Origin of the sequence: Brucella sp. TWI559, from assembly GCF_039674265.1 — a bacterium.
Classification (GTDB): Bacteria; Pseudomonadota; Alphaproteobacteria; order Rhizobiales; family Rhizobiaceae; genus Brucella; species Brucella chromiisoli.
Genome location: NZ_JBDJNE010000007.1, coordinates 105620 through 117368, shown reverse-complemented (window position 1 = coordinate 117368; position 11749 = coordinate 105620). Strand labels below are relative to the sequence as shown.

Below are 11749 nucleotides of genomic sequence, written 5' to 3'. Positions count from 1 at the left end.
TAAGATTAGCCCTGACGTGCCTTAAAGCGCGGAGCAGTCTTATTGATGATGTAAACGCGGCCCTTGCGGCGAACGAGCTGGCAGTCACGATGACGAGCCTTGAGCGCCTTGAGCGAATTCTTGATCTTCATGTCAATCACCGGTCTTGGTTGGCCCATCGACAGGACATGCCGCCGGGCTGCATAAAAACAGGCGCCCAAGGCGCCAATTGGTTACAGGCAGTATTCCTGCCCGAAGGGTTGGCCGAAATACACAATATTTCAGCCAAATGTCAACTGCTGCGCCGCAGATTCACGAAGCTGGACTCGGAAAATCTTGCCGCAGGGGCTGTTCATAGAGGAATCTGCCCGATTCCTCTGTGAAGTTTAGTTTACACGGGGCTTTATGCGGGTGACATGACCCATCTTGCGGCCCGGACGGGCTTCTTTTTTGCCGTAGAGGTGCAGCACGGCATTCGATTCTGTCAGAATCGCCGGAAGGTTCTCTATATCATCGCCAATCAGATTCTCCATGACGCAATCCGAATGGCGCACCGTATCGCCAAGCGGCAGGCTTGCCACCGCACGAATGTGCTGCTCGAACTGCGAGATGGCACAAGCGGCTTCCGTCCAGTGGCCTGAATTGTGCACGCGTGGCGCAAATTCATTGGCAAGCAGCGTGCCGTCCGCGAGCACGAAGAATTCGAGACCAAGCACGCCGACATAATCAAGTGCATGCAGAAGCTTTGAAGCCGCCTGGCTTGCAGCATCGGCTGTCTCAGCTGAGATTGAAGCTGGAACGGTCGAGGTTGCGAGAATGCCGTCCTTATGAACGTTCTCGGCGATGTCAAAGATTGAAACATTGCCGGCGCGATCACGAGCTGCGATCACAGAAACCTCACGTTCAAAAGCGATGAAGCCTTCAAGAATTGCCGGCGCGTGTTTGATTGCCTCAAGGGCTGCACGCACTTCATTCTCATCAAGTGAAGTCAGACGAACCTGACCTTTGCCATCATAGCCAAGGCGGCGGGTTTTCAGAATACCGCGCTCACCCAGTGCACCAAGTGCGGCAATGAGTGATTCTTCATCGTCAACCAGACGCCAAGGCGCTGTCTGGATGCCGCTTTCATTGAGGAACTGCTTTTCGGTGAAGCGATCCTGTGAAATCTCAAGCGCTGCCGGAGGCGGGAAAACAAGCGCCGATTCTGCGAGCTTGTCGGCTGCGGATACAGGCACGTTTTCGAATTCATAGGTGATAACGTCAGAGGTTGCTGCAAGCTCAGCAAGAGCTGCCGGATCGTCATAGGCTGCAATGATCTGGCGGTTTGCCACCTGTGCCGCCGGGCAATCTGCCTGTGGCTCCAAAATGATTGTTTCATAGCCAAGGCGGGCTGCTGCCATGGCGAGCATACGGCCCAACTGGCCACCGCCGATAATGCCGATTGTTGATCCGGCTTTTAATGCGGAATGTGCCATATCAAACCTCGTTGGATGGGCGTTCAGCAACGCTTTCGGTTTGCGCTGCACGCCACTCATCAAGACGGGCCGCAAGTGCGTTGTTGTAAAGAGCCAGCACGGCTGCTGCGAGGAGCGCTGCATTGACGGCACCGGCGCGACCAATCGCCAAGGTGCCGACCGGAATACCGGCTGGCATCTGCACAATGGACAGGAGCGAATCCTGGCCGGAAAGCGCTTTTGATTGTACTGGAACGCCAAAAACCGGGAGAGGGGTCATGGCTGCGGCCATGCCAGGAAGGTGCGCCGCACCGCCTGCACCAGCGATCACGACCTTGAAGCCTTCAGCCTTTGCACCTTTGGCGAAAGCGACAAGGCGGTCCGGCGTGCGGTGTGCGGAAACGATGCGTGCGTCAAAAGAAATGCCCAGCGCCTCCAATGTGTCTGCTGCATGACGCATGGTTTCCCAATCGGATTGGCTGCCCATGATGATGGCGACGTCTGCATTCACACTCATTGATCTTTCCTGCTTCTATTGAAAAACAAAGCCGGGCAAATCCCGGCTATAAACTTTTTGTGATCAAAGGATCAGGCGATGATGTCAGGAATGACCTGATCTTCCATTTCCTGCAGCTTATCCTTGATGGCGAGTTTTTTCTTTTTCATGCGCTGAATGCGCAGCTGATCGCAACCCACCTGCATCATGGCATTTATGGCTGCATCGAAATCCGCGTGTTCCTGTTTCAGACGTGCGACGGCCAATCTGATTTCGGCCTGTTCCTGATCGGACATGCGGTTTGCCCCATATTGTTCCAGAATGATATTACGGGCCGCACCAGATTGGGGCAGACCCGTTTCAAGCAAAGCCTTTATCACATTTTTTGTGATTGGAAAATGCTACCAAAACAAATTCGACTTTAGACCAAACTCATGCCACAGTGTCACTGTTCTGTCATGAATAACGGTTGCTGTATGAACTGTTGAATGGCAGCCGGGACTGCGTAACTGGCCCGGATAGCAGGAGGTGTGCCGGGCGTTTGCGCAGGTGAGAGCGGATAGAGCCATTTGTTGGCAAAACGCGACATGGCTCTGTCCTTTGAGTAACCAATCAAAGGAGAAATGATGATGGCTATCGAGTCCCATCTTGCCACGCTCGAACAGAAGCACGGCGCTTTGGAAGAGGAAATCTCCGAGGCTTTAGCGTCACCGGCAACTGATGATCTGCATGTTACTTCTCTTAAGCGCAAAAAGCTGGCTCTCAAGGAGCAGATTGAAAAACTAAAAACGCAGGTAACCCGTCATTAATTTGGGTTTGTTTGAACGGCAGTAGGGACCGCAATTGGTGAGGATCAAAAGGGTTTATACTGCCAGACTTCTGGTCTAACGATGTTGGCGGCTGCGTGTCAGCCGCCGCGCATCGCCATTTAAGAAGATCTTTTTGACAAGGCAATCCTGTTCAAAAGCATCGTAAAAAGCAGCGAATATTCGCTGCTTTTTTATTGTCAGCCTTCCACTTCGGCACGCGGGTCCAAATTCATGGCTTCAGGGGTGGCGCTTTTGACCGAAGGCATGCTTTTGAACTGTTCTTTTTCGTCCTTGGGTACCGATGCCCGCTTGCGTGAGCGGAACAGCGCATAGGCCGTAATTGAAATATGCGAGAGCGCGGTGATGGCAAAAAGCCCGGACGGCCAGAAGATGTCCATCGCGGCAGCAGCCAGCAGAGGCCCGAGCATGGTGCCAAAGCCGTAAAGCAGCAACAAGCCACTCGATACTTTGACAAAGCTTTCCGAGCTCGCATGGTCATTTGCATGGGCAACCGCAACGGGATAGAGCGCGTAGGCCAGAGCGCCGTAGCAGCCGGTCATGATGATGATCACGGTGCCGTTGGATGGAGCGATGATGAATGCCAGCAGCCCGACAAGCGCAGCGAGGGATGCGACACCTGCCAGAACATAGCGTCGGTCGATGAGGTCTGAAATGCGCCCGACAGGAATTTGCATAAGCGCGCCGGCAGCAATGGTGACGCTGACCATGAGCGCGATTTCGGTTGTGGAAATGCCGGATTTTGCACCGAAAACTGCGCCAAGCGTGCCCCATGCGCCATTGGCAATGCCGATCAGGATACAGCCAACGAAAGCCGCGGGGGAGTTTCGGTAGAGCGCTTTGAGATCAAGCTGAACTTCCGTAAGCGGCTTTGGACTGACCGCCGTTGACATGGCGGTCGGGATCAGCGCGAGACAGAAGAGAATGCCGGTCACCATGAACAGATGATCGGAACGAATGTCGCCATTTGCCACCATCATCTGGCCACTCATCGTGGCACCATAGTTGACCATCATATAGAGGCCGAAAATCTTGCCGCGCGATTCATTGGTGGCACGCTCATTGAGCCAGCTTTCGATGACCATGAATGCGCCTGCCATCGAGAAACCGGTGAAGGTGCGCAGAATGATCCACGAAATTGCATCAATATAGATGCCGGATAAAAGTGCGATAATGGCCGCGGAGGCTGCAAAACATCCGAATGCACGAACATGGCCGACACGGCGCACGAGGCGCGGGGCGAAAAGGCAGCCTGCAACAAAGCCACCCGCCCATGTGGTGCCGAGCATACCAAGAGATGCAACGGAGAAGCCTTCAAGTCCGCCGCGCAGTGGCAGAAGCAGGCCATGCAGGCCCGAGGCCATTAAAAGAAAGGCTGTGCCGCAGAGCAGCGCCAGAACCTGAATGTAAATACGCAAGATCACGTTCCCGGGATTTTATGAAGCCGCATGAAAGCGGCCTCGTTTGATCGTTATGAGACGACATATCAGCGAAAAAGCGCCTCGGCGGCAGCCCGGCTGTCGCCCTTTTTCAGCCTTTCGACTTTCAGACGCTCAATTTCGGATTGCAGCAAAGCGATGTGCTGATCAATCTCTCTCAGAGATAACACAGACAGTTCCTCATCGCTCAGAACCACACTCTTGCGCGGTTGTCCTGCATCTTCATCGATACCGCTCATGGCCTTCCTCCGGAGTCTATGGCGTGTCTATAAAGACAAAAAAGATTTAACACCTTGAATCTTCGCATATATATTTTCAAAAATCGATGATGAATTATTCTCAAATGCGAAGCGTACTCTATGTGGAGTGCTCTTTGATGAGAAATTCGAACAGGGGTCAGACCATGACAACACAATTGCCTTCCCAGATGACTGCAATCGAAATTGCGCAACCGGGTGGAGCGCATGTGTTGCGCCCTACCGAACGGGCTGTGCCAAAGCCACAAGCGGGGGAAATTCTGGTTCGAATTCGTGCGGCTGGTGTCAACCGGCCCGATGTTTTGCAGCGCCAGGGCAGCTACGCTCCGCCACCCGGCGCATCGGATATACCGGGGCTTGAGATCGCCGGTGATGTCGTGGCTCTGGGTGAAGGCGTTGAGCGCTATCGCATTGGTGATCAGGTTGTCGCGCTGCTTGCCGGTGGCGGTTATGCAGAATATGCAACGGTGCATGAAACCAACGCCCTAACGCTGCCTTCCGGCTATGGTTATCGCGAAGCTGCGGCAATTCCAGAAACCTTTTTCACAGTCTGGCATAATGTGTTTGAGCGCGGTGGATTGAAGAAAGGCGAGACCTTGCTCATCCATGGTGGATCATCAGGCATTGGAACGACGGCCATCCAGCTTGCAAAGGCCTTTGGTGCGCAGGTGATCGTTACGGCAGGCTCAAAAGATAAATGTGAAGCCTGCACAAAATTGGGTGCGGACCGGGCCATCAATTATCGTGAAGAGGATTTTGTGACGGTGGTTAAAGAGATAACGGGCGGCAAAGGTGCCGATGTTATTCTCGATATGGTGGGTGGCGATTATGTTGATCGCAACTATAAGGCTGCCGCCGAAGACGGGCGCATTGTTCAAATCGCATTTTTGAATGGTGCCAAGGCGACTGCCAATTTCGCGATTCTGATGACCAAGCGTCTGACCCATACCGGTTCGACATTGCGCTCGCGTTCTGTCGCGTTCAAAGCAGGTATTGCGCGTGAACTGGAAGCGAAAGTCTGGCCGCTGCTGGAAGATCGACGCGTTGTGCCTGTCATGGATATGGTTTTTCCGCTTAAAGAAGCGTGGCGGGCACATGAGCGTATGGAAGGCAGTCAGCATGTTGGTAAAATTGTGCTGGATGTCGCCTGATTTCTTTTCACAAGAAGAGAACATGGGATGGCTTAACAGCAGTTTCTTGCTCTATGACCAAAAAAAATATATATAGGCCATGATTTCCCGGAATTTGTGGTTTTTCCCACGTCCCGCGCCACCGGAGCGGACGAACAGAAGGATTATATCTAATGGCCACCCAGCTTCTTATGCCGAAGGCAACGGCCGTCTGGCTCGTCGATAATACGGCTTTGTCTTTTGACCAGATTGCTGCTTTCTGCAAGCTGCATCCGCTTGAGGTGAAGGCAATTGCGGACGGTGAAGCTTCGCAGGGCATCAAGGGGCTTGATCCCGTTATCACCGGCCAGATTTCTCGCGAAGAAATTGCCAAGGGTGAGAAGGACCCATACCATCGTCTGAAGCTTTCCGACCCTAAGGTGCGTGTGCCGGAAGCCAAGCGCAAGGGACCACGCTATACGCCGCTTTCAAAGCGTCAGGATCGTCCCAATGCGATTCTCTGGCTGGTGCGTAACCACCCGGAATTGAAAGATGCGCAGATTTCCCGCCTGATCGGCACAACCAAGTCGACCATCGAACAGATTCGCAACCGCAGTCACTGGAATTCTGCCAATCTGACGGCCATGGACCCTGTGACGCTCGGCCTTTGCTCGCAGATCGATCTCGACCTTGAAGTTGATCGCGCAGCGCGCAACCGTCCGGCTGCTGAAACTGACAGCACATTGCTGCCGGCATCGGCCACGGAAAACTTCGATTACCGTGATGAAGCGCCTGAAGAAGAGGAGCTGGATGCGGACAAGGTTTTCGCAAAGCTGTCTTCGCTGAAGGGCTCGAACACCGACGAAGACGAAGAATAAGATTTCTTCGATTGAACAAAAAACCCGCCTGTCCGGCGGGTTTTTTTAATCCTTAAACGCGTTGTATTCACTCATTTCCATCAGTCGGTAAAAGTCAGCCAGTGTTTTTCCGCGTTCAGAGCGGAATGTGCGCCCGGCATTGCCCGCTGCAATGATGCGGTCTGTTCGAAATGTGCGGAAAGCATTGCGCAATTCGCACCAGCCAATCACCGTCCAGACCTTGCCCCAGAACCAAAGGCCAAGCGGACGAATGTCGCGCTCGCTTTCGCGCGCTTCAAGGTCGCGATAGCGGATATTGAGAACCTTCCCTTCATCGACAGCCCGTTCTACGGCATCAATGATGCGCCGTTCATCCACACTGATCGATGCAGACGGTGCATGGATTTGTGTGCTGGTAATGCGGGCGCGTTCTTCCTTGGGCAGCACGGCTTCAATCTTTACCAGCGCCTCCTCTGCGCCACGTGCCATCGAAACGCCGCCCCATGCACGGATCAGGCGTGCGCCTGCAACCAATGCCACGATTTCGTCGCGCGTAAACATCAGCGGCGGCAGTTCAAAGCCCTGCCTGAGAATATAGCCGACACCGGCCTCACCATCGATGGGAACGCCTGTTGATTGCAGGTCGGCAATGTCGCGATAGATGGTGCGTTCGGAAACTTCCAGCCGTTCGGCAAGCTGGCGTGCGGTGACAAGTCTGCCACCACGCAAGTGCTGAACAATCTGGAAAAGGCGGTCTGCGCGGCGCATTCCTGGCTTATTCTCCGTTACATTGTTTTGCTTTGCGCTGTTCCAGATAACGGTCTGGCCAACCCATATCCTTGCGCAGGTCGCTTGGGAGATTGTCGAGCGCGCGCTGTGTTCGTATGAAGCGTCGACGTTCGTCCTGCTTGCGCCTGTATTCCTTGAGAATTGCGAGCAGTGGTGCGATTGCGAATGCCATGGTGATCCCTCATCTTTGAGAATGCATTATGGCACAGACCTCCTGACAACTGTCTGTCAGGAGCGATCTTCACTCCTGTCTTTCTGACATGCGCGATCAGCGATTATTTTATCACGCCTTGAAGGGCGGTGCTGCTTTATAGCTCAGCGGCAAGCGGCCTCCATCTGCATAGATTGTCTGGCCGGTCACAAAGCTTGAATCGCTCGACGCGAGAAATGAAGCAATGGCAGCCATTTCAGATGGTTGACCGATTCTTCCCAAAGGCGTGCGTTCCAGTATCGCGTTTCGCGCGCCTGTATCGCTGTTTACGGCAGACAGCATATCGGTTTCGATGGACCCGGGGCCGATTGCATTAACGCGAATGCCCCATTTTGCGAGCGCTATTGCCATCGTACGTGTCAGCTGGTTCACGCCACCTTTGGATACGGAATAAGCAAGCTGGTCGGGCAGGCCGAATATCGCGTTGATCGACGACATATTGATAATGCTGCCAGCCTCGCCACCCGCTTCCACGCGTGCAACCATACGCTTTGCAACCGCCTGAGAGCAGAGAAACGCCCCTTTGAGATTGACGCGCATAACGCGGTCGAAATCGTCTTCTTTCAGATCGAGAAAATCTGCCTGATGTACGATGCCAGCATTGTTGACGAGAATATCGATCTCCCCAAGATTGGCCGTGGCATAAGTCAGCAGATTATGGATATCAAGTTTATCGGCGACATCGCAGGCAATCGAAAGAATGCGGCCATATTGTTCCAAGTCTTTGACGGCTTTCGTTGCCGCCGCGCCGTCAATATCTGACAAAACGACGCTTGCACCGTCCATAAGGAAACGCCTGGCAATGGCATAGCCAATACCGCGGGCAGCACCGGTGACAATTGCCACTTTGCCTTCTAATTGCATGGATCATTCTCCGATTTTTGCCGGAGAGTGGACCGGCGATTTTCGCCGGTCAAGACCATGCGGTGCGATAACAAACGTCAGGCAAAGGCCAGACCAATGTGCCGCTCACGCAAAGTGGCACCGATTTCGTCGAGAATCGCCGGATCATCGATGGTCGCGGGCATTTTCCACTGTTCGCCATCGGCGATTTTCTGAATCGTGGAGCGCAAGATCTTGCCGGAACGGGTTTTGGGCAAACGTTTGACCGTCAGAGCAAGCCGGAAAGCCGCCACCGGACCAATGGCATCGCGAATCATGCTCACGCATTCCTTTTCGACCTCTCGCGGGTCGCGGTCGATGTTGGATTTGAGAACGATAAAGCCGCAAGGCACTTGACCTTTTACGGCATCGGAAATGCCAAGCACTGCACATTCGGCAACATCTGGATGACTGGAGAGCACTTCCTCCATAGCACCCGTCGACAGACGGTGGCCGGCGACATTGATAATGTCGTCAGTGCGGCTCATGATGTAGAGATAGCCGTCTTCATCCATGTAACCCGCGTCGGCCGTTTTGTAATAGCCGGGAAACTCATGGAGATAGGCTTTGCGGAAGCGCTCATCGGCATTCCATAAAGTTGGAAGGCAGCCGGGCGGCAATGGCAATTTGATGAGGATATTGCCAAGCTGGCCACGTTCGACCTCATGGCCTGCATCATCGAGCACCTGAATATCATAGCCGGGCAGGCAGACTGCGGGTGAACCATATTTGGTTTCGAGCAACCCAAGACCGAGCGGATTGGCAACCATCGGCCAGCCGCTTTCCGTCTGCCACCAGTGGTCAATGACCGGACAACCCAGCAGGTTTTCCGCCCAATGGATCGTGTCTGGGTCGGCGCGTTCGCCAGCCAGATATGGCATAGCCAATACCGCGGGCAGCACCGGTGACAATTGCCACTTTGCCTTCTAATTGCATGGATCATTCTCCGATTTTTGCCGGAGAGTGGACCGGCGATTTTCGCCGGTCAAGACCATGCGGTGCGATAACAAACGTCAGGCAAAGGCCAGACCAATGTGCCGCTCACGCAAAGTGGCACCGATTTCGTCGAGAATCGCCGGATCATCGATGGTCGCGGGCATTTTCCACTGTTCGCCATCGGCGATTTTCTGAATCGTGGAGCGCAAGATCTTGCCGGAACGGGTTTTGGGCAAACGTTTGACCGTCAGAGCAAGCCGGAAAGCCGCCACCGGACCAATGGCATCGCGAATCATGCTCACGCATTCCTTTTCGACCTCTCGCGGGTCGCGGTCGATGTTGGATTTGAGAACGATAAAGCCGCAAGGCACTTGACCTTTTACGGCATCGGAAATGCCAAGCACTGCACATTCGGCAACATCTGGATGACTGGAGAGCACTTCCTCCATAGCACCCGTCGACAGACGGTGGCCGGCGACATTGATAATGTCGTCAGTGCGGCTCATGATGTAGAGATAGCCGTCTTCATCCATGTAACCCGCGTCGGCCGTTTTGTAATAGCCGGGAAACTCATGGAGATAGGCTTTGCGGAAGCGCTCATCGGCATTCCATAAAGTTGGAAGGCAGCCGGGCGGCAATGGCAATTTGATGAGGATATTGCCAAGCTGGCCACGTTCGACCTCATGGCCTGCATCATCGAGCACCTGAATATCATAGCCGGGCAGGCAGACTGCGGGTGAACCATATTTGGTTTCGAGCAACCCAAGACCGAGCGGATTGGCAACCATCGGCCAGCCGCTTTCCGTCTGCCACCAGTGGTCAATGACCGGACAACCCAGCAGGTTTTCCGCCCAATGGATCGTGTCTGGGTCGGCGCGTTCGCCAGCCAGATAAAGCGCACGTAATTTGGAAAGGTCGTATTGGCGTACAAAGTTGCCGTCTGCATCTTCCTTTTTGATCGCGCGCAAAGCAGTCGGTGCTGTGAACATCCCCTCCACGCCATGCTCGGCAATAATGCGCCAATAGGTGCCTGCATCTGGCGTTCCAATGGGCTTGCCTTCAAAGAGAATGCTGGTGGCACCGGCAAGGAGCGGCGCATAGACGATATAGGAATGGCCGACCACCCAGCCGACATCGGAAGCGGCCCAGAATACCTGTCCCGGGTCAATGCCGAATACATTTTTCAGCGACCAGGCAAGGGCGACCATATGGCCGCCATTGTCGCGCACGACGCCTTTGGGCTCACCCGTGGTGCCGGAGGTGTAAAGTATATAAAGAGGATCGGTTGCCGCCACAGGCGTGCAGGGAACATGGCGACCGCGGGCAGCATCAACCGCTGTGCGGTAGTCAATGTCACGGCCTTCCAGCGGCGTGTGCCAATGCTGGTCGCGCTGCAGAATGATGCAGTGGCTGACCTTATGATGCGCTGTTTCCACCGCCTTATCGAGCATGTCCTGATAGGGAACGACGCGATTGGGCTCGATGCCGCATGAGCCCGCAATGATCATCACTGGCTTTGCATCATCAATGCGCGTGGCAAGCTCGTTTGCGGCAAAGCCGCCAAAGACAACGGAATGTATTGCGCCGATACGCGCACAGGCAAGCATTGCCGCCGCAGCCTCCGGGACCATTGGCATATAAATGAGCACGCGGTCGCCTTTGGTTACGCCGTTATCGATCATGACGGCAGAAAGGGCTTCGACTTCCTCAAGCAGTTCCCGGTATGTCAGCTTGCGCGCCGTACCGGTGATCGGGCTTTCATAAATCAGAGCGACCTGATCGCCGCGCCCATTGGCGACATGACGATCAAGCGCATTGTAACAGGTGTTGCACTCCGCACCCTTGAACCAGCGGCCATACACACCTTCATCGCTTGCGAGAACCTGATCCCATGGCTTGAACCAGTCTATAGCTCCGGCTGCTTCAGCCCAGAAGCCCTCAGGGTCATTCTGCCAACCGGCGTAGGTTTCTGCATATTTTGATGTCATGCTGTTCCTCCCAGAAGCACATGCTTTATCGGACCAGATGATCCATTAAAGCATCGCGATACCATGCGGGATGAAAGCGTTAGACAGACCACTCTGGTTCGACGCCATCTGGCTTTGTCTCCTCCAAACGCTTTTCATCTCCTTCGGCTATTAGTTTACGCCGAGGATTAAAGCTTCGTCCATGAAACTTAAGACGAATAAGTGTATCACGAATAGGCATAAATTGACGCGGCTTGCAGGATGCTGATCGCTTGCCACGAAAAGGAATGAAAGGTGTTTTTGTGAGCAAGGTCCTGCCTGTACTGCTTCTTGTCCTGATGGGGCTGCACATCATCAAGCCACTTGGCTTGCCGGGTCTGAAAAAGCGCGGCGATTTCTGGAAGATTGCAGCCTTTGCCCTGTTCGTTATGGCACTGGTGGTCGGTTTTCATTTTACTGAAAACTAAAATTTTGATCTGAAACGACTTTTTATTGGCAAAATGCCGCCGCCATGGTGATTTTAGCCATAATTGGGTTTTGACATAG

The 11749-nt window shown here is 54.0% G+C and carries 14 protein-coding genes and 1 pseudogene; 4 read left to right on the top strand and 11 right to left on the bottom strand.

Going from position 1 to position 11749, the window contains the following annotated elements; all coding sequences use genetic code 11:
* Positions 1-5: 5 nt before the first annotated feature.
* The 4 genes from ykgO to ABE530_RS11035 all read right to left on the bottom strand — a co-directional run bounded on the left by ykgO (position 6) and on the right by ABE530_RS11035 (position 2225).
* A complete protein-coding gene (ykgO, locus tag ABE530_RS11050; protein WP_002967908.1) occupies positions 6-131 on the bottom strand; it encodes a type B 50S ribosomal protein L36 in 126 nt (41 codons plus the stop codon).
* A 234-nt stretch (positions 132-365) separates the two neighbouring features.
* A complete protein-coding gene (locus ABE530_RS11045; RefSeq protein ID WP_499694539.1) occupies positions 366-1454 on the bottom strand; it encodes a 5-(carboxyamino)imidazole ribonucleotide synthase in 1089 nt (362 codons plus the stop codon).
* Between the two features lies 1 nt (position 1455).
* Positions 1456-1944, bottom strand: a complete 489-nt coding sequence (purE, locus tag ABE530_RS11040; RefSeq protein ID WP_499694584.1) for a 5-(carboxyamino)imidazole ribonucleotide mutase — start codon at positions 1942-1944, stop codon at positions 1456-1458.
* Positions 1945-2021: 77 nt separating this feature from the next.
* A complete protein-coding gene (locus tag ABE530_RS11035; RefSeq protein ID WP_007876691.1) occupies positions 2022-2225 on the bottom strand; it encodes a YdcH family protein in 204 nt (67 codons plus the stop codon).
* A gap of 330 nt (positions 2226-2555) precedes the next feature.
* On the opposite strand from ABE530_RS11035, the gene ABE530_RS11030 reads away from it, so the two are divergent.
* On the top strand, positions 2556-2738 hold the full coding sequence (locus ABE530_RS11030) for a YdcH family protein (RefSeq protein ID WP_265984956.1): 183 nt from the start codon (positions 2556-2558) through the stop codon (positions 2736-2738).
* 197 nt (positions 2739-2935) lie between these two features.
* Here the strand turns inward: ABE530_RS11030 and ABE530_RS11025 are convergent, their stop codons facing one another.
* Positions 2936-4174: an MFS transporter gene (locus tag ABE530_RS11025; protein WP_499694538.1), complete on the bottom strand. Its 1239-nt coding sequence runs from the start codon at positions 4172-4174 to the stop codon at positions 2936-2938.
* A 68-nt stretch (positions 4175-4242) separates the two neighbouring features.
* Positions 4243-4434, bottom strand: coding sequence for a DUF1192 domain-containing protein (locus tag ABE530_RS11020; protein ID WP_265984835.1), 192 nt, complete (start codon positions 4432-4434; stop codon positions 4243-4245).
* Between the two features lie 164 nt (positions 4435-4598).
* Between ABE530_RS11020 and ABE530_RS11015 the strand changes: the two genes are divergently transcribed.
* Both ABE530_RS11015 and ABE530_RS11010 read left to right on the top strand, forming a co-directional pair.
* Positions 4599-5603: an NAD(P)H-quinone oxidoreductase gene (locus tag ABE530_RS11015; RefSeq protein WP_499694537.1), complete on the top strand. Its 1005-nt coding sequence runs from the start codon at positions 4599-4601 to the stop codon at positions 5601-5603.
* A 152-nt stretch (positions 5604-5755) separates the two neighbouring features.
* Positions 5756-6439: a DUF1013 domain-containing protein gene (locus ABE530_RS11010; protein WP_265984833.1), complete on the top strand. Its 684-nt coding sequence runs from the start codon at positions 5756-5758 to the stop codon at positions 6437-6439.
* Positions 6440-6484: 45 nt separating this feature from the next.
* On the opposite strand, the gene ABE530_RS11005 is transcribed toward ABE530_RS11010, so the two are convergent.
* From ABE530_RS11005 to ABE530_RS10985, 5 genes and pseudogenes are all read right to left on the bottom strand, one after another.
* Positions 6485-7186 carry a helix-turn-helix transcriptional regulator gene (locus ABE530_RS11005; protein WP_265984832.1) on the bottom strand — a complete coding sequence of 234 codons (702 nt, stop codon included), beginning with the start codon at positions 7184-7186 and terminating at the stop codon, positions 6485-6487.
* A gap of 7 nt (positions 7187-7193) precedes the next feature.
* Positions 7194-7379 (bottom strand): hypothetical protein, encoded by a 186-nt coding sequence (locus tag ABE530_RS11000; RefSeq protein ID WP_265984831.1) that lies wholly within the window; start codon positions 7377-7379, stop codon positions 7194-7196.
* Between the two features lie 111 nt (positions 7380-7490).
* Positions 7491-8282 (bottom strand): SDR family NAD(P)-dependent oxidoreductase, encoded by a 792-nt coding sequence (locus tag ABE530_RS10995; protein WP_499694536.1) that lies wholly within the window; start codon positions 8280-8282, stop codon positions 7491-7493.
* Between the two features lie 77 nt (positions 8283-8359).
* Positions 8360-9175: pseudogene (locus tag ABE530_RS10990) on the bottom strand (AMP-binding enzyme); the annotation flags it as partial.
* Positions 9176-9313: 138 nt separating this feature from the next.
* A complete protein-coding gene (locus ABE530_RS10985) occupies positions 9314-11224 on the bottom strand; it encodes a propionyl-CoA synthetase (protein ID WP_499694535.1) in 1911 nt (636 codons plus the stop codon).
* Positions 11225-11490: 266 nt separating this feature from the next.
* Here ABE530_RS10985 and ABE530_RS10980 point away from each other — a divergent pair, with 266 nt between their 5' ends.
* Complete coding sequence (locus tag ABE530_RS10980; RefSeq protein ID WP_499694591.1) at positions 11491-11670, top strand: hypothetical protein; 180 nt, start codon at positions 11491-11493, stop codon at positions 11668-11670.
* Positions 11671-11749 lie beyond the last annotated feature (79 nt).